Genomic DNA, 19,622 nt, shown 5'->3' on the forward strand with positions numbered 1-19,622 from the left:
AGGCTAAGCGCGGACTATTCTCATCATAACCCTAGCCACATCCTCTGCCGAGCGCACCACGTGTAGGCGGGCATAGCTCTGTATACGCTGCGCCACTTCCACGTCGTACCGCGGCGGGAGTACTATTGTGATCCACCAGCCGCGGCGCCAGAGGCCCTCAAGAACCTCTTCTACGCGTGCAGAGGCCGCCACTGTCTGCCGGAGATCGCTTACAAGCACCAGGTGACCGGGGTTCAGGCCGGCTGCTGCCTGCTGTAGAGCCGACACTATGTCGGTGTAGCCGGAGAACTTTGTTGAGAATATCAGGTCGACCACGCGCAGCGGGTATAAGCGGCTAAGATTATTGTAGACCGTTACGTTCTCGTCGAATACCACTAGCCGCCTTATACTTGCCGCCAGGGAGGACGCTACAAGCACCGCATAGACCGCGTAGGGCTTCATACTACCGCTTTTGTCCACCACTACCACATACTGCCTCAGAGCATACTTGGCCCTGCGCACCAGGGGGCTGGGGTTCAGCCTCACCAGGTTTGCGAGCGTCCTGCGTACGTGGAGTCTGCCCTGCACGGGGCTGAACCTCGTCCTCCGAGATGGCCTTAGCCCGTAGCGGGCTCGGGCCTCTCTCCAGAGCTTCTTCATGAGCATTAGTGCGTAGTTTCTCAGCCTCCCGTCTCCCGTGCTACTGTACACTTCGTGGAGAAGCTTCAACGCCCCAAAGGCGTCCATATGCCTGACCATGCCTTTTAGGATGGTGTACGCGTCTCCACGCCTGGCCGCCTCCAGCAGCTGGCGGAGCTGGAGCATCTCCGATTCTATGATGTCCACTATTCTTCCATGGTAATTCTTCCTTATCTCCTCCCATCTCGCCACCGCCCTGCCAAGCTCGTACTCGGCATACTCGAGAGCTGCGCCCGTTGGGTCGGAGAGGCCTTTCAGAAGGTAGCTCTTCGCGGTAGCCACGGTGTTAAGGGTATCCAGCACCTCGTCGGGGGCTTCGCCTATGCTGCTGAGAAGTCCTGGCTCGTTTCTCTCGAGGATCTCGGACAGTGCACCCCGCCTGGAGGAGCGGGCGCCCAGCGCGCGTAGGGCTACCTCTACCGCCCCCTCCCGGTCGTGCCTAGCCATCTCTGCTGCTATGTCGAGAAGCGCCTCTCTCCCGAAGTCCCTGGCAGCCTTTTCGGCAAGGCGGGGGTTTCGCTCGAGTATATTTCGCAGGTGGTGCTGGCTCAGTACTCCTTCTCTACGGAGTATCTCGTAGACGCTTTCAGCGCTCGTATAGTGCTCTCCCCGGCCTACCTTGTCTGCTATTAGCCTGGACACGATGCGCCTAAGCTGTTTGTCTCTGCCCGCGTAGCGGTATAGCTTCACCAGCTCATCTACGCTGAAATCGCGAAGATCTATATAGTTGAGTACATCAACACCCATTGTAGCTATGAGGCTGCCGTTGCGTTTAATGCCTTGTTTTATGGCGTCCCTCACTGCCTCCCGGTAGCCCCCGTAGCGCCGCGCGAGGCTATCGATCATGCGGCGGGCCTGGCTGCTGCTGACTACATACTCTCCCTTGCGGCCTTTACGTATTATGCCCAGGAGGCGGAGCCTGGCATAGGCGCTTCGGGCCCGGCTGCTGGACGCGTAGTCCCTACGGCGCAGCTTGGCGCCATAGTAGAGGCCCAGGCTCTGGAGGTCCCTCTCTATCTCCTCCTCTATCCTCCTTGCAGGGTTCCCGGCCTGGCGGCGGCCGAACAGCTCCTCCACAGCCTCTCTCACTATCCTCTCCTCGCCCGCCCGCTTAGCATAGACGGAGGCTAGTACGAAGGCTATCTCCTCCGGGGACTGAGGCTTGAAGCCGGCTACCGCGGTGTAGAGGGCTAGGAGCCTCGAGGCCTCCACGATCTCGGCTGTAGATATGCGTAGTCCCTTTCTCCTCGCCTCGACTGCTACACGTAGCGCTAGCTCGCGGGGATCCTGGAGCCCGTCCCTAGGGCCGCAGCCCGAATACCTTCTCGAGGACCTCGTCAACTATCTCCTCCTCGTTAACCCTCTTGTAGAGGACTATGGTGGCCGCTTCGACAACGTCTCTTACAGCTGCCTGCCTCCTGCCCCGGAGGGCTGCCAGCCTGCCGGCTATGCGGGCCCAGAGCACGGTGTCGGCTGGCCCGGGCTTATAGGCTGCCTTCTGCCGCAGCAGGTTAACCACCTCTATCATCGACTTCAGTAGCCCGGAGTCGAGTTCAGCATCGGCGTCATACCTTAGCCTTACTATTTTAGCCTCGAGCTCCGGTGGGGGGTAGTTGAAGGGTATGCGCACCACTCTTCTTAGGAAGGCGTCGCTTAGCTCTCCCTGCGCATAGTCCTCGGGATTACTGGTGAAGATTACCTGGAAGCCCTCTCCCTTGGCGCGGAAGACGCGGCGCAGCTCTGGGACTATTATACGACGCTTATCTATAACGTCTAACAGCAAGTTCTGGAACTCCTCATTGCTCCTCCTTATCTCGTCTACGAGGACCCCCGTGTCGAGTATCATTGCGGCGAGCAGCGGCCGGGGTATGAAGCTCTTCTCGTTGAAGCCGTAGCGCAGCGCCATTAATGGGTGGAAGTCGCCTATGACGCGGTACTCGTCGTAGTTCTCGCTGCATGGTATCACTAGTGCAGGCTTCCCAGCCCATAGGGAGAGTATTGCCTCGCCTATCTCTGTCTTACCCGTGCCTGGGGGCCCCTCGAAGAGCACGGGTCTGCCGGCGAGAAAGGCCGCCACTGTTAGCGTCACGGTTTTCTTGTCAACGAGTAGTCTGTACTCTTTCTTGAGTATCTCGGTCATCTTGTCTACGTCGCGCACTGGCTTCCTCTTATGCTTCTCCACGACATCAGCGTATATGCTCGCAACCTTCTCCTCAATGCTCTCGCTTACCTGTTCACCTGCCTCGTGTAGGACCTCTCTTATGGCCGTAGCTTCAGCTTCCTGGTTATCCCAGCCACTGGTCTCCGGGCCGCTCATACCTGTGTACCCTTCTCTAAGCGTCCCCCGGGAGGGCTCCCTGAAGCTCCCTATCGATGGAGATGCTGGCTCTAGTCTTATAGGTGCTTACGGGAGTCCTACATAGATGGGCTGCGAGGCTTTATGAGGAGAATTAGGGGTCAGCCCCTCCCTACGGGGCCGTGCTTTGACCGGAGGGAGTAGGGAGCCAAACGTTATATATAGCGTCTGGGTGCGCCGCGGCCCCGACGTGCTTCACTACGACATGGTGTTTGACAGGGACGCGTTAAGGCTGATCTATCTCGGCGAGCATTGGGAAAGTATAAGGCCCAGGACGGGGCTGCAGAGGCGTGTCGACCTATTTATATACTCCCTCCGTAAGAGGAGGGAGAGGCTCCGGGGCGGTGAGGAGGTTGTTATAAGCTACTGTGATATCGTGGGGTATAAGCTTCTAAAGCCGCGTCCAAGGCCGCGTGAAGCCACGCTGGCGCCGGGCCTTCTGGAGGTGCTGCTGCGCGATGGAAGGCGTATACGCGTGGAGTTCTCCCCCAAGGTCTACGATATGGTCAAGAGCGCCGTTAAGAAGTATCTGGATGTAAGGCTTGGAGACTGCCGAGGGGCTGTGAAGAGGGCCCGATAGGCTGACCATCTAGAGCCGTGATGAGGGATCAACCGGCAGAGCCCCTGGCTGCTCTTACGTATGAAGACATAGTCCTTCGAGGTCTCTCCCGCGTAGAGCCCGTATTTCGGAATCTTCCTGGCAAACTGGTGGGCCTTCTTCAAACTGGTCACTATAGTATAGAGTTTAGTCACCCTGTCCATTTCCTTCAACGCTCTCGCTTTATCCTCGACTAGATCTACCACAGTGAACGAGAAAGTGTAGTCTATGCTCTTGCTGCGTAGGGGTATGTTCTCCGCGTCAGCTTCAATGCACTCAACCAGGTGGCCCAGGTTCAGGCTCGCTATGCGCCTTCTAGCGACCCGAAGCATCCCGGGAGATAGGTCTAGACAAATGTAGTAGAGGAGTCCTCCCAGCATGCCGGTAGTGTATAGGTATTCTAGGAGGAGGGCTGTGCCACAGCCGTCGTCGAGAACCTTTCCCCGGGGCTCTAGGAGGCGCATAGCGAGCCTGTACTTCTCGTACTGCTCATTCCTATAAAGCTCGTCGTAGCCAGAGCTGGTTACGTTGTACCTCTCCCGCATCACTGCCTTTATAGGCTTCTTGGATGCCAAAAGCTGCAGCACCTCGTTGTCGCCAGTTGTTTGCCTCGGAGAGTAGGATGCAGGGACTGCCGGGAGTACCGTGGGAGGAGGGAGGGGAAAGTCTGCTGGGTAGGGAAAACGGCGCCAGGAGCTACTTGAGGGCTACGTGGAGGCTGCTCCTCGTAGCTTTTAGACCCGGCTCGCCGTGCTGCACCTGGCGGCAGGTGGGGCTGAACTCGCCGAGATAATGGCCTATCATCTCGGGTGTTATGCGCACGGGGATGAACTCCTTCCCGTTGTAGACGGCTATGGTCATGCCGACCATCTCGGGCAGTATTATCATATCCCTCACGTGCGTCTTGACCACGACCTTCTTGCCTTGCAAGATCTTCTGGCGGGCCCGCCGTATCTTCCATAGGAGCCTGCGCTGGGCGTCGGTAAGGCCTCGTAGGAGGCTCCTCCTCTGCCTCGCGGGGAGCAGCTTTATGAAAGTATCCATAGGCATCGAGAGGAGCTGCTCTAAGGTGTAGCCGCGGTAACGGAACTTAAGCCACTCGGGCGGGAGCGTTTCAAGCCACTTTTTCATCTCTTCGTCGAGCTGCGGCCTAGCCTGCACTCATACCCACCCCAGGCCGGCTTCAGGGCCGCGTGCAGGGGGTTTAACGCTACCCCTTCCTGCGGCCCGTGGAGCGTGCAGCTATGTGGCCAACCTTCCTGCCTGGAGGAGCGTTCCTCGATACGGTGGTTGGGAAGCTTGGGCTCTGGTGGCTACCGCCGCCATGGGGATGGTCCACAGCGTTCATTGCCACGCCGCGTACGCGTGGCCATACGTGCGGCTTCGCGCTCCACTTGTAGTAGGCTGCACCAGCCTTGAGCAGCGGCTTCTCGGGGCGGCCGCCCCCAGCAGCTATGCCTACAGTAGCCCTGGCGTCATTAGGGATCTCCTTAACCTTGCCGCTTGGCAGCTGGACTATCGTCTTATTACCGCTACGCCCGAGGACGATGCCGTAAGCGCCGGAGGAGCGGGCCAGCTTCCCGCCATCACCAGGCCTTACCTCTATATTGTATACTTGAGTGCCCTCCGGTATCTTGCCAATAGGGAGGATGTTGCCGTTGGAGGGCTTGGCATCCGGGCCCACCTCTATTATCTGGCCCACATACATGCCCTCAGCAGCGGGTATCCAGAACTCCTCGCCATTCTCAAGAACCACATGAGCTAGAGGAACCCAGCGGCCAGGATCATGCACTAGCTCCACTACACGACCGCGGAGCGTCACCGGCACGAGTGGCGGATACCTGGCTGGAGCCGGATGGAGCCAGGGCCTGCTACGATATAGCGGCGACCCCCTACCTCTGCGCTGCACTATCAGCCGCTTGCCCATAACGTACCCTACCCCAGCTGCCCGTCCCGCCTACACCCGGATTCTTAACTGTTATCGGTGCCTGGAGGACTCTCACCGGGAGAGCCCTCCGCGAGCCATGATACTGCACAAGCGCCTCTCCAACCCCTAGACGGCGGATAAAGGAGACATCCTGAGAGGCCATCCCGCTAAGCCTCTTAATGCTCTCGAGATATGTTTCGTCGTGAGAGCCGAACACCACCGAGTTGCTTGAGTTACTCCATACATCGGGGCCGAAATCCTCCGGCTGCTGGGAGACCAGCATGAGGCTAATACCGCTGCTCCTCCCCTCCCTCACGATCTTCCTGACCACATAGCTCTCCTTAACCCGCCAGAACTCGTCGACTATGAGGAGCGATCTTCTACCAACGCCTTGCAGTAGCGAGAAGGCGTCTGACAAAGCTGTTTCGAGATGCAGGTATTTCTCCCCCTCACTTAGGTACCGTATGTCCACAACCACAATACCTCCTACGCTCTCGCCGAGGGCGCGAAGAATCCTAGAAGCAAGATAGGCTGCATCTCTGCTACTCTCAACCTCCACATGGACGGCTAGGCCGCTCCAGGATAACAGGCTCCATAGATCACCCTTGGGATCCACCGCCACCACTGTAGCGTTATGCAGCAGAGAAGAGAGCACAGCTACCAGTGCTGCAAGACTCGTCTTGCCCCTTCCGGTAGGCCCTACAACAACTGTATGCCTCGCCCCAGTGTCATCCCAGAGCGGGATGCCTACAATACGTCCCAGGAGGATGTCATAGCCTATAGGCACAAACGCTGACTCAACATACCGTGTCATAGAGTCTAAGTAATCCACTAGCTCCCAGAACTTGCCCAGAATGAGGCCGCGAGGCTGTATAACCCTCTTATTGAAACTTTTCAAAAAATTTACGCTAACACATTTAGGGCGGAGCTTACACCCTAACAGCGCTAGGGAGTCTGCGACACCGCGGTAGACGTCAACTATGGTTTCTGGCCCCCCGCAAACCATTATATGGAGGGAGGGCTCAACAGGCTCATCGCGCTCTACTATCGTCCTATAGATTTCTCGTAGCGTATCCAGTTTCACCCGTGCACGCATATTTTCGGGATTCCTTTCCAATTCTACCTCATAAGTTAGTATTTTAGATTCAAGCAGCCTAGCTGCGTAGCTGCTCCTAACACGCCTATATAGTATGAAGATGCCGCATATCCTGCTATCAATAAGGCTGAGCCTGTCGCTGAAGAGCTTTTTAAAACAGAGCTCGTCACCCTTAACTTCAGCAACAACGCCACTGATACCAGAGCCGATGTTTGTTACGCATAACCCTCCCACCCTCGCTATCCCGCTGGCCCAACTCCTGCTCCTACGTAGTTTAGATATATGATTAGTGATACTAGATATAATTCTGCTAATTATCATAGCTATCACCAACTACTTCTTATAAGCATAAATATAACTATATTTATTACCGATATTACAAATAGATACATATTTTTTGATAGCATACCATACATGGCTCCATAAAGGGAGATGCCGAGAGCTATGTACAAGGATCTTCTAAACGTTACCGCCAACTTCAATTTATTCACCACCAGCACGGTATTAGTCAAATATCACACGAGGATACGAGGCACCGATCACCCTCGCAAGGCTCAAAGACACCATCGACATAACTGTTAGGTAGGAGAAAACCGCAAGAGGGAAAGTTATCCCATTAACTATTATATCAATCGCAATATCTTCCAGCGAGCGCTCAGGATAAATCATGCCTTCCGAGAGCTCGAGATCATTCAGCTGGTAAAGCTCATGATAGTCGATATTCTTATAGAATTCTAGCGAGAGGGCTGTTGAGGCATTAGCCATTTCTAGAGTTATCGTCTTTACGTAGACTCTTACGCCCCTCCAAGGCTTCTCGCTTATGTTTACATAGTAGTTGTAGACGCCGTTTAGAGTATTAGGTTGCAGCTTGACATCGTTCGCGCCTAAGGAGTATATGTCGATCCTAACGTTGCCAGATAGCGGTGTGCACTTAAGCTTTAGCATCTTAAGGGACTGGTACACATTTTCTATATTGCATCCCTTGACTATCATAAGGCCTATGGGTTCGATGAATACTGCATCCCTCTCAACGGTTATATCCATGCGGTACTTTGCCTCGTCCAGCTCGTAGGTCAGCCTAGCGTCTCGTGGAAGATTCACGATAGCTTTGCTAGAGTTGAGAAGCACAGATAGGTACTCTACCTCTACTCTGTAGCTTCCACTGGGCAGCATCTTGAGCGGCTTGGTGACATAGTAGCAGCCGTCTACATGGATTATGAACTGGAACACTGCGCCATTGCTGTTTATAAACTTGACTAAGCCTACAGGTGGACGGTAGTTATAGGCGTCTTTTACCTCCCCCCACACATGTACCGGCTCTGTATTGTTTAGCAGGACTTCCACTGCCTTGGATCTCACTAGTGTTTGCTCAGAGCCAACACTGCTAGATATCAAGTTGATCCATTGAGGTAGGAATGGGAGCATTATGTTGCTTACAAGGATAAATGATAGGAGCGAGGCGCCAGCGTTCCTACCTATACGGAATGGTATAGATATTAGTGCTATTGCGAGAGCTGTGAGCTTAGCCTTAGCCGCTGAGATTATGCTTGCTAGCACAACTACCGTCGCTGCAGTCGTTACTATGCCCTGGATCACTAGTGAGAAGGGAAATGTGATTATGCTAAAGATTCTGCCTACGAGGCTATGGGCTATTGAGGCTACACCGACAAGCAGCTGCAATGCATAGTTCATTAGTATGAATTTCTCGAGCGTTAACTCCATATATGCTATTATCTCGCTTAGGGTGTGGCCGCTAAGCCTGGCAAGGCTGTCGGAGAAGCTGAGCAGTGCCGAGTATAGTGTCATCAATATGCTTGCCCAGAGGCTGTCCTGTATCAGCGTTGGAGCCCAGCGCTTGACCCCCCGCACTGGTATGGGTAACATGTACAACAGTACTCCCAGATAGTATGTCAGTACTGCGAGCTGGGCTGTTATTAGGAGGAAGTAGCCCGTCAGTATCAAAGGAGGGTCCCTCTTAGCCGGCGGTGGCGTTGAAGGGTACTGGGGGAGGTGACGCGATAGAGCTCACTATGTGGGATACGAGGGCGAATATTGAGGAACCCAGGGCTAGCCAGAAGGCCGCCCAAACAGCGTCCTCCACGAAGTCTTGACCTACCCTCTTGACTCTTAGGAGGGGTATCGGCGCTCCCCTGAGGAGCCAGCCTATGCTCCATGTCAGCAGAAAGAGGCCCCATGCTATACTTATCACTTTTATTGTAAGTGTGTTGATAAACTCCACTATGTTGTTCATGCGCCCCTACACATGCCCCGCCTTTAGGAAGCGTATTGAGCCGGGGGCGGCCGCAAGTATTACATGGCGCCGCTAGCCCTGCCTTTTCTCGAGCCTTTCTCGAGCCGATGCTTATACCGGTGATAGTTCGCCTCCGCCTCTACTATGGCACGGTAGAATGCATCCTCGCCAAACACTAGCTTCTGGAGCACCCGTCTAGCAGTCTGGGCCCCTATACCCGTTGACACAAGCGCTTCCACCGCCTTTTTGCCATAGCTAAGTACTAGATTGGCAGACTCCATGACCTCGTTCAACGCCTTCTTCTCCTGGGGGGAGAGGCGAGATCCTCTCCTCCTCTTTTCAAGAAGCCTCCTAGCCATGTTTATGCGGTCCTGGGAGAGGGCTGGGTATACAAGGCGGGCGGCACAGCGAGGACATTTCACCTCATTCTCCAGGTGCTTTAGCTGCCCTCTCCAAACATTACCGCACATTAGGCAGAGTAGCAGGATCTCCTTTGACTCTATCCTACGCTTAACGGCTTCGACAAGCACTGTTGAGGGCATGCTATTCGATACTACACGGTCTCCAAGCCTGGCCTCGGCTAAAGCATGCTCTGCGAGAGGAGAAGGCGTCCTAAGGCTCACTACGGCTAGCTCTATCCGGCCCCTTCTAAGATCCTCGAGAAACTTTAAGAGTATCCTGGAGTCTATTTTCCGTGTCTCTATTTCACGATACGCCTCTATACCTAGCAGGGTGTCCCTGAGCTTCTGTATAACCGACTTAACCCGCTTGATGTCTATGTCCCTACTTCTCCGCACGGCACCGCTTCTCACAGCAACGTGCAGCACAATCCACTGGAATAGCCTGCTGCCCAGAACCGCCTTATGCAGGAGCTTCTCCACCTCGTCCCGGGGCAGGCTGGCTATGCTACGAAGCACCTTCTCCATAAAGCCGGCGTGCTCGCGGGATGCAAGCCGGACTGCGACAATGTAGGGTGTGCTTGCAGTTACTGGGGAGTAGCCCTTAATCTCCGATATATAGGCTGATATAACGTACTCCAGTGCCTTGTTCCCCCTGCTCCCAAGCATACTATAGATTATGAAGGTGTCTCCATAATGCTCTATTACCACCCTCCTGTCGCTCGGCAGCGGCAGCCCTCTCGAAATGTGCCTAGACAGCGTTTCGTCGACAAGACGCCTAGCATTAGGGTCAAGCGGGTATAGGCCTAGTACACTGCTTCCCAGCCTCTCATAGCGCCGTAGCACGCTACCTATCTCACGTGCGACGCTATACTCTACCGGGATTAGGTCGCCCTCCCATGCAGGCGGGATCAGCCTTTCCTCCTTCGTCTGCCTAACCCTTACTCCAGCCTCCTCTACATTTACCACCTCCCAGGTCTGCCCGCCCAGGACGAACTTCGAGCCAGGCTCTAGGGTTGCTACAAACTCTTCGTCGAGCACACCGATCTTCCTGCCAGTGCCCACCTCGCATACATTGTACTGTTTGGTATCCGGTATCATTGTGACCGTGAAGTAGTAGCTCTTCGTGGCGGGGCCGAGTCTGACCCTACGCCCTCTAACCCTTGCGAGACCTGCAGCCTCCATGTAGCTTAACACTTGACGGAGCTCGTCAAGGCTGAGCTCCCTATAATAGCCGCTAGCGGACACAACATTATATATGGTGTTTATGCTTGTCTCGCCCAGCTCTACGAGCATCCCCGCAATCTGATGCACAAGGACGTCATAGGGTTTCCTTGGGTAACAAAACTTCTCCAAATTACCTCTCATAGCTCTTGCAGCTATAACCGCAGACTCAAGCACGTCAAACACATTGCCCGCAGCTACTATAACGCCCCTAGACACATCCGACACTCGGTGCCCCGCCCTGCCTACGCGCTGAACAAGCTTCACAACCTGCCTCGGAGACATGTACTGGATAACCCTGCTTACCGCGCCAACATCTATACCCAGCTCGAGGCTTGACGTGGCCACAACAGCCTTCACTTCACCGCTTCGGAGCCTCCGCTCAGCATCAACCCTCCTCTCACGGCTTAGACTACCGTGATGAACCTCTACTGCATTCTCGCCGAGAGCCTGCTTGAGCAGGGCACCCAGTACCTCGGCAGTGTCTCGCGTGTTTGTGAACACCAGAACATTGCCTCCAGTCTCCTCTATTATCCTCTTTATTATCGCTATCCTTGAGGCAAGCTCTCTCTGTGGATCACCACTCGTAGAGGCCGGCGGTGCCGTAACCGTTACATGGTATCGCTTAGCGCCGCCGGCCTCTACGATGCGTACATACCTATCGCCCGCGAGAAGCCTTGCAACGGTGAAGGGGTCGCTGACAGTAGCGGAGAGACCTATTATCTGAAGCCTTGACCTAGCGTAGAGTCTAGCCACTCTCTCTATGGCCAGGGATAGCTCTGCACCACGCTTATCCGAGACAAGCTCATGTGCTTCGTCAACTATTATGTATTTGAGCCCCCTTATACTCTGGCGGAATCGATCGACACTCAGGAGGAAGTAGAAGGACTCCGGAGTGGTAACCATTATGTGCGGAGGGTTCTCGAGGAACCTCTTCTTCTCGCTAGCCGTGCTGTCGCCGTGACGTACCTCTAGCTCGAGCCCGATAGCTGCCGCTATAGACTTCATGCGCTTGAATATGTCGCGGTTAAGGCTGCGCAAGGGGGTTATGTAGACAGCGTACACGCTGCCAGGCCGGGCACCTATAAGGCTCGAGAAAACCGGGAAGAGGACTGCCTCAGTCTTCCCGCTACCCGTGGGGGCTATCGCTAGCACATGGTTGCCGCGCAGAACCTCCGGTATCACCTTCTCCTGAATCTCGGTCAGCCTTATGTACCCATAGCGGGCTAGCACCTTCTGGAGAACGGGGTGCAGCAGCCGGAAGGCGCCCCGGATTCTTCCATCACTACGCCTGGTCATAGTATACTATTTCACCCTTAGGCCGCAGCCAGTGCTCCGGGCCACCACCAGGGGGCCAGGGGCTTGGACGCCACCGCCAGAGTCCGTTCATGGGTGCTAGCGCTAGTATTACTTTCGCTGGTCTCCACGCTGTTCAGCACCTGGGGAGGCTCTACAGGCTATACATCATCGATGACGCTCATAGCTGTAGTAGCTGCACTCCTCTCAAGATCCCTCGCCATAGCGGTAATCGCGCTGCTGCACAACGCGGCTATAAGCATCTACTCGCTCGCATTAAGCCTTTCAAAACCCGGGACGAGCCAGGCCGGCGCACCCCACGGCGGCATCGAGGCTCTCTGGAGAGGCTTTGCTTCAGACATACCCCTACTCTTGGCTCTAGTAGCCTCGGGAGCTGTATTCATAGCGAGACTTGTATCGCTGATACGCTCAAGGCCATACATAGATGTGGCGGCAAGGAACCTCCTACAAGCTATTAAGCCGAGTCTGCTGAAATACGGTCTCTGCATGGCACGCAGAAATGCAGCCATCATACTGATAACTTCATCCCTGCTGGCCTTCCCTGTAGAGGAGATGGTGAACCCGGTAAACTACATCGGGCAGAGCCTCTACCAGGCACTGCTTCTCTCATCAGCGGTCCTCGCGGTACCAGTGTCCCTTGTATCCTCGTTAGACACGTTAACGGCCGGCCTCCTCCTCCCGGTGCTCGTCGCCGCGCTCGCCTTGCCACAACCACTGCTGCTAGTGGCAATGATATCAGTACTCCCCGTCGAAGCACTACCCACTACACTAAGGCTCGCCGAGCGCACCGGCTACCGGTTAGGCGTCCTTGAAGCCGTGATGGTTTACGCCCCCACCATACGCTACACTATAACACAGACGCAGCCGATAACAGGCGCCTGGTGGGCGCCGAGCTACCCGAGGGTGGACTACCGCCTGGCCACAGCCACAACACGAGAGAACCCTCACGTGCTGATAACAGGAACGACAGGGGCGGGCAAGTCGTCCACAGCAATCCGGCTAGCCAGATCAATACTGGAGGAAGCCAAGAGCCCAATACTGCTGGTCATAGACCCCCATGGAGAATACTCCACAATGCTCGGCGGGGTACCCGGTGTGAGGATAGTAGACGCCTCCAAGGAGGCACCCAACCCCCTTGACTTCACAGGGCAAAGCCCCCGAGAGAGGGCACTAGAGCTTGTAGAACTCATGGCAGAGCTCTACCAGCTGGGCCCGATACAGTCTAGAATACTCGAAGAAGCCATCCTGCTCGCCTACGAGAATGCCGGGATAAGGGAGGACGATCCCTCAACGTGGAACAGGAAGCTGCCAACAATTACCGACGTAGTGAAGATACTAGAGGGTATGGCCAAGAAGGAGCCCAGGGCCGGCATAGTAGCTATGTACCTGTCGTCCCTAGCCACGGCATTCGGAGGGAGCGTGCCGTTCCCCCTGCCTGGCAGCAGGACAGCAGCCATAGTCTTTGACCTATCCCGGCTGGCTACGAGGGAGCAAATGATACTATACACGGACACCTTACTTTACAAACTGTACTACATGGTTAAGAGGCTAGGCCCCTCGGACAAGCTGCGCTACATACTCCTTATAGACGAGGCACACCTCTTCGCGCGCAAGACGAGAAAACGTAACGTAGTAGCCCTCATAGCTGCTGAGCTTAGGAAGTATGGGGTAATGCTGGTTCTTGTAACCCAGAGAGCGAGCGAGATAGATAAGACAGTGGCGGCCAACATGGGTACAGTGATATGCCTTAGGCATACAGATCCTGCAGAGGCAAAATTCGCGGCAGAGGCCATCTCGAAGAACTCTGCCGACGACTCCTCAGAGGCGCTCGCTTACACAATAGCGAGGCTGCCGAAAGGCTACGTGGTTGTAGGCGATGTAGGGTTAGACGCGCCACTGCTAGTAAATATTGCTCGGTGATCACTATCCGGGAGTTGTGATTGAAGAGGTTATTGAAGAGGTTTAGGTAAGAGTTTATTGCCGGAAACCCAGAGGATGGCGGGTACGCTAGGGTGAGGGCGGCAATGTCGGAGGAGGTATTCGAGGAAGTCAGCGAGAAGGCCCGCGGGAGTGAGGAAGAAGTTGAGGAGGAGAATATCGATATTAACGCAGCTCTCCTCGAGGCCATGGTTAAGCGCACAGAGATACTTGAGAAGTATGTAAAGGGGGAGGTCGGGAAGGCCGAAGCCACTAGCATGCTTAGTGCGGTGAAAGTGCCTACCCTGGGTAGGAGACGTAGAAGGAAACAGCCTGCATAACCTCCGGGCCTGCAAGCTAAAACGCCTTCTTTATTTCGACCTTGTAGCCCAGCGCCCGTAGCGCGTCGGCAATGATGTCAACGTCTACTCTCCTATCAAACACTATCACAACCCGTTTCTCCTCGTCCTCCTTATAGAGCTTGATCTTGTCCACAACTACGGCACCCCTGATATAGTCTTCCGGCTTGTGCGGCGGCGCAATATAGTCCTTGAACTTCTTGCGCATATACGTGTAGAACTCGTCGAAATTCCTAATATACCTTATAACCTCCTGCATATCCGGCGTAAGCCCACCTCTAAGCTCACCAATCTTTTCTAGAAGTTTTAGAGCTTCATCGCCTGGAAGATCCACCATCTTGTACTTAGCCATATCGACCTCTACCACTACGCGCTGCATGGAGGCATCCCAGCTAGCCCAGAGTTAACGCGCAAATAACTCTTATACCGCACAAGGCGGCTACGGCATCATCCCTCGTGCCAGCCTACACCACGGGGCGGCAGAGCCCCGAGAGCTGTGCCCCGCCGCGATTACTGGCTACTCATCGGTCAGCCGTCGCCAGTACAGCGGGGAGACACCCGGGATAAACCCTATCTAGTCAACCCGGGGCCTCATGGCATTTATAGCTTGGGGCGCGGGGGCATACACCGTACCGGGTGCTTGAAGTATTGAGCATATTCTGGGAGCGCTGCAGTATATGCGGGCGCCACTACCCAGTGAAGCAGTGCTGGCTTCACAGTGAGCGGAATGTCTGCCCCTACTGCTGCCTAGCCTGTCCCGAGCGCAGTATCTGCCCGAAGCCTGTATGGTTTCCAAAGCTGCGCAGGCTCTACGCGAGAAGGAGGCAGGAGGAGAGGACTGAGGCCAAGAAGGCGCTAGAAGAGTTGTTGAAAAGGCTTGAGTCGCCCTAGCATTTTACATTTTAGAATGCAGCCATACCTAGCTATATTCTCGGTGACACCCAGTATATCAGCAGCCCGCCGCTGGGTAGATCGAAGCTTATCCTCATAGGGAGAGCTTCCCCGTACTGGATGGTCACGGTGTCTGCAGCAGATGTCGCCTTTACACTGGCCTTCAGCAAGTCTATAGAGTACTTAGCCTTCACGGGAGTGCTGCCCTCAACCTCTAGGCTGATGAGGGGCTCGCCTACACGGAATACACCATGATAGCGTTTCTGAGCGGACTCTGCATAAACCTCCATTCTATCCTCGTAGCTGCTGAACTCCACTTCATCGCTCACCACCTTGGCATCATTTATAATGTTTTTGAAGTCGTCGGCAACCATTCTGGCAGTGACTGTAAGCTCTACCTGGGGCTCGCTCAGCTCCTCGACAACACCCTCCCTCAGCGGCACGTAGAAGCTTCTCACAACACCCGTCTTCTTATCTATGAAGTTCACTTCGAGACGGCGATGCTCCTCGTCGAGCTTAAGCTCTACAAGATCGTTACGGGTACCCCTCTTGGCTATACGGTTAAGCTCGTCAGAGGGTACTATAAACGTCTTCTTATCCTCCGTGAGCTCGTACTCCTCGAACGTCGTTACTGGGAGTCTCATTACAATCATTGTAGTCTTGTCAGGGGTCAGCGTTCTCACATCGAGCCCTTCATGGGTCGCTGTGAAGGGTATCTCATCCATAACCTTAACTATCGACTGGACTATGTACTTAAACTTCGTAGCTGCAGGATAGACCGCCCTGAAGGTCAACGTAGACCACCCTACCCCGGGAATAGGTTTGTAGGGATGGGCAGGCTTTCACTATTTTCCGGGCACCTTAGTACCCTGGGGCCGCTGTGATGCAGCTCTACCCGCCTGGAGCGCGCGGGCTGTGAAGAGCATACCACCGGCTGAGTGGCCCCAGGGTACCAGGTAGGTAGCTGGACTAGATTACCCGGAGTCCCATGCCCGCGGCTATCTCCCTAAACCTCTGGGCATCCTCCCCCATATAGATATTGTTAAACATAACATAGACTTCCCTTACACTGTCATACTCCTCTAATATGCTGGCCAGGATGGATGCAAGCCTGGCCAGGTCCTCATCTCTATACTTGTACCGGTAGTTCACCTCCCTCCCCCCGAGGCCATGAAGACGGAAATATAGTAGCTCTTGTCCCTCACATACAACCGGCGGCCTTCTAAGAATGTCAACAACATGTATGAGGCCGGGCCTGCCACAAACTATATCCTTTATAGCATCATAGTTCTCGAGCCAACTACCTCTAGGCTCCCAGCCTACAAGCATGGCGTCCCCGACTGCCTCCAACGCTCTGGAGAAGAATTCCCTAGCGTTACGCTCGTTCTCGCCGCTGTAACCGAAGCTCGGGGGAGTCTGCAGGACCATAACCCTTGCCCGCAGCGTCTCCGCGATCTCCACGCTCTTACGCCACGCTTCAAGGTTCTCAGGGGTAGGTCTCAGGTAGCCATAGTTCTCCAGCCTGCCCTGAGGACGCCTCCTCATGCGTCTCCATGTGGGGCTTGTAGGGGGGTGCGTTATGACCTGCCACGCCTTCATGTTAAATATGAAGGAGCTGGGCGCCTCTCTACGCCATTTCTCGGCAAGGCTCCTCTCGGGGAGATCGTAGAAGGTCTGCTGCAGCTCAACCGTGGAGAACAACTCGTAGTACTTCTTCCTAGAGAATGGGAAGCCGCAGCATCCAACAAAAACCGCGGCAGGCGCCATGGGGGCCCCGGGGACCTAGCGCTGGAGAGGTCTGGCCTGTATAAAACGGACTTCCTCGAGCGAGGATAGCTCCTTCTTTACAGTTTCTATGTTCTTATCACTGTGGGAGAGATCTATAATTATTATGCACTCTGCATACTCTCCCCGCTTGACTGTGGTGCACTGCGTAGTAACCTGGTCAACTCCTAACTCGGCTAGTTTCTCCGAGGCTCTCGCCAGAGCCCCTGGTACATCTTTGAACTCTATGCGTAGCTCATAGAGCCTGCTCTCCGCACTGGGCAGCGGGGTTAGGACAATCTCACGCTTGTCTGGGTCGGCGATTAGGATTAGATTCATACCCTCGACTATATTGAGGGCCTCGCGCACCACTAGGGGGATTGTGACCCTGCCCTTGCTATCAACCTTTACTATCTCGGCAAGTCGCACCTAAGTCCACCGTTCGACATGCAGAAATATATTGAAATATAAGTCTTGCCAACCATCTACCCACCGGTTCCCTGTTCTACGATCTCTGCTATGGTCTTAGCCAGCTCCAGTATAACCTTAGAAGCCTTGCTGTCCGGGTACTTTACGAAGAAAGGCTCCCCCGCGTCATTGGCACGGGATATGCGAGGGTCTATAGGTACCTCGCCTAGGAATCTTATTCCATACTTCTCCGCTATCTTCTTAGCCACGCCCTCTCCAAATATGTAGTGTTTAGATCCATCAGGACACTCGAAGTAGCTCATATTCTCTATAATGCCTACTATTGGGACGTTCAGCTTACGTGCGAAATTAACAGCCTTCGCTACGACAACCCTAGACACGTCAGAGGGTATGGTGACTATTATCGTGCCGGTAAGATCCTTTATCAACTGAGCTATAGTGAGCTGCTCGTCCCCAGTGCCCGGAGGCAGGTCTATGAAGAGGTAGTCGAGCTCACTCCAGTCAGTATAGGCTAGCATCTCCCGGATGGCCGAGGTTGAGAGCGGGCCGCGCCAGATAACGGGCACATCCTCCTCCGGTAGGAGCAGGCCTATGGAGATTACCTTGACGCCTAGAGGGGCTGTAACTGGTATAATTCTTCCATCCGATGTAGCCATAACCGACTGGCCCTGCACACCCATCATCTTGGGTATTGACGGCCCGTATATATCAGCATCTAGAACACCTACCTTGCGCCCTAGATAGCTCATAGCGAATGCGAGACTCGCTGTGATAAAGGACTTCCCGACGCCACCCTTACCGCTCAATACTGCTATCTTGTACTTTATCTTTTTCATATTCTCTTCTACTTTCTTCTCCTGCTCGCGTATCTTCTTGAAAGCCTCTATACGCGCTTTGACCTCTGGAGGAATCCTTGCCTGGGAGGACACCGCAGCCCCCTCTCCATAAGTGCTTGTGAGTGTGGCCTAGTATTTCTACATACTCCCGAGGAACGTTAATATTTAGCATACTCGCTTCACACCTCCACTGCCAGGCGACGTACAACACATGCTGCCATGGCACTGACTGGCAACATTATCTGGGGAGGGCTAACACTATGAGGATTGACGAGTTGGCGAGGAGAACCATATCTATAAGCATGCTCCGGTTTCTGCACCGCTTCTACACCTACAGGGAGCTGAGCAGCAAGCTCTCAATACCACCATCTATGATAAGCAGGTATTTGCGTGGCCACACCCTGCCTAGTATGAAGCATGCGGAGCTAATAATCAAGTTGTTCACGGGCGATACTAACGTGAAGAGGTACCTAGCTAGAATAATCTCGTCGGAAGCTATAGACGACATAGTCGGGGACATGGAAGTTCTCGAGATCCTCGCGTTTATGCTCACGGAGCGTGTACGTGAAGCGGGGCAAATATTTGATCGCGTCCTGGTAGTGAACGATTTGTCATCCGTAATAGGGCTCCGTGTGTCACAGAAGCTAGCGATCCCCCTTATGATAGGGTTCATCCCTCCCCTTGCGCCTCCCGGAGCTACAACATGCGTGACCATAGGCCAGTACATTAGTTCACTCACTCTATGTCTTAATATAGAGGGCGTCGGCAGGCTACGTCGATTAAGTGTACTCTTCATCCAGCCTCTAACTCTTCCCGCAAGGTACATGCCCTATGTAAGGGAGAGACTCCTTGATCTCTTCGGGCAAGTGTATGTAGCTTCGCCCATATGTAGAGGGGGTGAAGCGAATAGCGGTGCCTTGTGCGGACTTATAGTAGGGTAGTTATGCCTGTGTGCGGTACTACCGAAGAGGCGGCGATGACCGAGGTTTTAAACACTGAGAAGAAGAGAGATGATGTGGAACCCACGCAGGGAGCCTCTTTCTGCGCCATACTGAAGAAACATAGAGGTCTTTACATAGGCGCATTTGCAGAGCTAAATGACTGTAAATATGTTATCGCATATACCCTTGGGAGACTCGAGGGCTCCGACATACTAGTTGGCTGCGTATTCCGAGTTCTAATGCCGCTAGAGCCTCTCAGCGAAGACGGGCCGCCGAGGATAATTCTAGAGGGGTTGCTCATTGCCGCTAGACCGCCAAGCCGGGCCATAGATCTACTTGAGGAGAGGGCTAGCATTACTGACATATTATACGTTGATAGAGATAGCAAGATATTCATTGCAATAGTCGAGAATGATTCCGAGCCTTCAAAGATTATTGAGAGGAGCGTCGCGAGGGACGTGCATGCCGGAAGCATAGGCTATATGTGTGTGTCCTCATTCAGCGAGCTGCGGGATAAGGCATTTACTGTATTACCGAGCCGTAATGCTGCATAGCGAGTATCGGCAATGACGGCTTCCGGGCCGCTATACCTGCGGTAGCGATGCGGTGGTAGTTTGTATCTGCGGTTCCGAATATGCCG

The 19,622-nt window shown here is 54.4% G+C and carries 20 protein-coding genes; 6 read left to right on the forward strand and 14 right to left on the reverse strand.

Features of this window, described 5'->3' with window-relative positions; genetic code table 11:
* Window positions 1-3: 3 nt before the first annotated feature.
* Window positions 4-2,019, reverse strand: coding sequence for a VWA domain-containing protein (locus ACZ42Y_RS04710; RefSeq protein WP_058371038.1), 2,016 nt, complete (start codon window positions 2,017-2,019; stop codon window positions 4-6).
* A complete protein-coding gene (locus tag ACZ42Y_RS04715; protein WP_083494538.1) occupies window positions 1,979-2,995 on the reverse strand; it encodes an AAA family ATPase in 1,017 nt (338 codons plus the stop codon). The genes ACZ42Y_RS04710 and ACZ42Y_RS04715 overlap by 41 nt, the downstream gene beginning before the upstream one ends.
* Window positions 2,996-3,161: 166 nt before the next feature.
* On the opposite strand from ACZ42Y_RS04715, the gene ACZ42Y_RS04720 reads away from it, so the two are divergent.
* Window positions 3,162-3,614, forward strand: a complete 453-nt coding sequence (locus tag ACZ42Y_RS04720; protein WP_058371037.1) for a hypothetical protein — start codon at window positions 3,162-3,164, stop codon at window positions 3,612-3,614.
* Here the strand turns inward: ACZ42Y_RS04720 and ACZ42Y_RS04725 are convergent.
* The 7 genes from ACZ42Y_RS04725 to ACZ42Y_RS04755 all read right to left on the reverse strand — a co-directional run bounded on the left by ACZ42Y_RS04725 (window position 3,530) and on the right by ACZ42Y_RS04755 (window position 11,827).
* Window positions 3,530-4,219, reverse strand: a complete 690-nt coding sequence (locus ACZ42Y_RS04725) for a class I SAM-dependent methyltransferase (RefSeq protein ID WP_464735174.1) — start codon at window positions 4,217-4,219, stop codon at window positions 3,530-3,532. The genes ACZ42Y_RS04720 and ACZ42Y_RS04725 overlap by 85 nt on opposite strands.
* Before the next feature lie 109 nt (window positions 4,220-4,328).
* Window positions 4,329-4,763, reverse strand: coding sequence for a 30S ribosomal protein S19 (locus ACZ42Y_RS04730; RefSeq protein WP_058371428.1), 435 nt, complete (start codon window positions 4,761-4,763; stop codon window positions 4,329-4,331).
* A 79-nt stretch (window positions 4,764-4,842) separates the two neighbouring features.
* Window positions 4,843-5,559 (reverse strand): 50S ribosomal protein L2, encoded by a 717-nt coding sequence (locus ACZ42Y_RS04735; RefSeq protein WP_058371036.1) that lies wholly within the window; start codon window positions 5,557-5,559, stop codon window positions 4,843-4,845.
* Complete coding sequence (locus ACZ42Y_RS04740) at window positions 5,525-6,988, reverse strand: ATP-binding protein (protein WP_464735175.1); 1,464 nt, start codon at window positions 6,986-6,988, stop codon at window positions 5,525-5,527. Before ACZ42Y_RS04740 ends, ACZ42Y_RS04735 begins: the two co-directional genes overlap by 35 nt.
* A 171-nt stretch (window positions 6,989-7,159) precedes the next feature.
* Window positions 7,160-8,617 carry a hypothetical protein gene (locus ACZ42Y_RS04745; RefSeq protein WP_058371034.1) on the reverse strand — a complete coding sequence of 486 codons (1,458 nt, stop codon included), beginning with the start codon at window positions 8,615-8,617 and terminating at the stop codon, window positions 7,160-7,162.
* Between the two features lie 13 nt (window positions 8,618-8,630).
* On the reverse strand, window positions 8,631-8,906 hold the full coding sequence (gene cedA1, locus ACZ42Y_RS04750) for a DNA import protein CedA1 (RefSeq protein ID WP_058371033.1): 276 nt from the start codon (window positions 8,904-8,906) through the stop codon (window positions 8,631-8,633).
* Between the two features lie 59 nt (window positions 8,907-8,965).
* Entirely contained in the window at window positions 8,966-11,827 is a 2,862-nt protein-coding gene (locus tag ACZ42Y_RS04755; RefSeq protein WP_464735176.1) for a DEAD/DEAH box helicase, read from the reverse strand.
* Between the two features lie 93 nt (window positions 11,828-11,920).
* On the opposite strand from ACZ42Y_RS04755, the gene ACZ42Y_RS04760 reads away from it, so the two are divergent.
* Window positions 11,921-13,765, forward strand: coding sequence for an ATP-binding protein (locus tag ACZ42Y_RS04760; protein WP_464735177.1), 1,845 nt, complete (start codon window positions 11,921-11,923; stop codon window positions 13,763-13,765).
* Window positions 13,766-13,869: 104 nt separating this feature from the next.
* Window positions 13,870-14,103: an RNA polymerase subunit Rpo13 gene (locus tag ACZ42Y_RS04765; RefSeq protein WP_464735178.1), complete on the forward strand. Its 234-nt coding sequence runs from the start codon at window positions 13,870-13,872 to the stop codon at window positions 14,101-14,103.
* A gap of 16 nt (window positions 14,104-14,119) precedes the next feature.
* Here the strand turns inward: ACZ42Y_RS04765 and ACZ42Y_RS04770 are convergent, their stop codons facing one another.
* Window positions 14,120-14,500: a hypothetical protein gene (locus tag ACZ42Y_RS04770; protein ID WP_464735179.1), complete on the reverse strand. Its 381-nt coding sequence runs from the start codon at window positions 14,498-14,500 to the stop codon at window positions 14,120-14,122.
* A gap of 269 nt (window positions 14,501-14,769) precedes the next feature.
* Between ACZ42Y_RS04770 and ACZ42Y_RS04775 the strand changes: the two genes are divergently transcribed.
* On the forward strand, window positions 14,770-15,012 hold the full coding sequence (locus ACZ42Y_RS04775) for a hypothetical protein (protein WP_058371028.1): 243 nt from the start codon (window positions 14,770-14,772) through the stop codon (window positions 15,010-15,012).
* A 32-nt stretch (window positions 15,013-15,044) separates the two neighbouring features.
* Here ACZ42Y_RS04775 and ACZ42Y_RS04780 read toward each other — a convergent pair whose 3' ends face one another.
* The 4 genes from ACZ42Y_RS04780 to ACZ42Y_RS04795 form a co-directional block, all read right to left on the reverse strand.
* The gene (locus ACZ42Y_RS04780) at window positions 15,045-15,806 is read right to left on the reverse strand and encodes a DNA polymerase sliding clamp (protein ID WP_464735180.1); all 762 of its coding nucleotides are present in this window, start codon (window positions 15,804-15,806) and stop codon (window positions 15,045-15,047) included.
* 175 nt (window positions 15,807-15,981) lie between these two features.
* Entirely contained in the window at window positions 15,982-16,779 is a 798-nt protein-coding gene (locus ACZ42Y_RS04785; protein WP_058371026.1) for a DUF72 domain-containing protein, read from the reverse strand.
* A 15-nt stretch (window positions 16,780-16,794) separates the two neighbouring features.
* On the reverse strand, window positions 16,795-17,205 hold the full coding sequence (locus tag ACZ42Y_RS04790) for an AbrB/MazE/SpoVT family DNA-binding domain-containing protein (protein WP_464735181.1): 411 nt from the start codon (window positions 17,203-17,205) through the stop codon (window positions 16,795-16,797).
* A gap of 56 nt (window positions 17,206-17,261) precedes the next feature.
* Entirely contained in the window at window positions 17,262-18,134 is an 873-nt protein-coding gene (locus ACZ42Y_RS04795) for an Mrp/NBP35 family ATP-binding protein (RefSeq protein WP_058371024.1), read from the reverse strand.
* 167 nt (window positions 18,135-18,301) lie between these two features.
* Here ACZ42Y_RS04795 and ACZ42Y_RS04800 point away from each other — a divergent pair, with 167 nt between their 5' ends.
* Window positions 18,302-18,982 carry a helix-turn-helix domain-containing protein gene (locus tag ACZ42Y_RS04800; protein ID WP_058371023.1) on the forward strand — a complete coding sequence of 227 codons (681 nt, stop codon included), beginning with the start codon at window positions 18,302-18,304 and terminating at the stop codon, window positions 18,980-18,982.
* Window positions 18,983-18,990: 8 nt separating this feature from the next.
* Window positions 18,991-19,536 (forward strand): hypothetical protein, encoded by a 546-nt coding sequence (locus ACZ42Y_RS04805; protein ID WP_168371319.1) that lies wholly within the window; start codon window positions 18,991-18,993, stop codon window positions 19,534-19,536.
* Window positions 19,537-19,622 lie beyond the last annotated feature (86 nt).

Source organism: Pyrodictium brockii (assembly GCF_055379715.1).

Bases quoted from the DNA above. Each gene is read 5' to 3' on its own strand.
- ACZ42Y_RS04770 (WP_464735179.1), bottom strand. From the start codon at position 14,500: ATGCAGCGCGTAGTGGTAGAGGTCGATATGGCTAAGTACAAGATGGTG.
- ACZ42Y_RS04755 (WP_464735176.1), bottom strand. From the start codon at position 11,827: ATGACCAGGCGTAGTGATGGAAGAATCCGGGGCGCCTTCCGGCTGCTG.
- cedA1 (WP_058371033.1), bottom strand. From the start codon at position 8,906: ATGAACAACATAGTGGAGTTTATCAACACACTTACAATAAAAGTGATA.
- ACZ42Y_RS04715 (WP_083494538.1), bottom strand. From the start codon at position 2,995: ATGAGCGGCCCGGAGACCAGTGGCTGGGATAACCAGGAAGCTGAAGCT.
- ACZ42Y_RS04785 (WP_058371026.1), bottom strand. From the start codon at position 16,779: ATGGCGCCTGCCGCGGTTTTTGTTGGATGCTGCGGCTTCCCATTCTCT.
- ACZ42Y_RS04735 (WP_058371036.1), bottom strand. From the start codon at position 5,559: ATGGGCAAGCGGCTGATAGTGCAGCGCAGAGGTAGGGGGTCGCCGCTA.
- ACZ42Y_RS04765 (WP_464735178.1), top strand. From the start codon at position 13,870: ATGTCGGAGGAGGTATTCGAGGAAGTCAGCGAGAAGGCCCGCGGGAGT.
- ACZ42Y_RS04800 (WP_058371023.1), top strand. From the start codon at position 18,302: ATGAGGATTGACGAGTTGGCGAGGAGAACCATATCTATAAGCATGCTC.
- ACZ42Y_RS04730 (WP_058371428.1), bottom strand. From the start codon at position 4,763: ATGAAAAAGTGGCTTGAAACGCTCCCGCCCGAGTGGCTTAAGTTCCGT.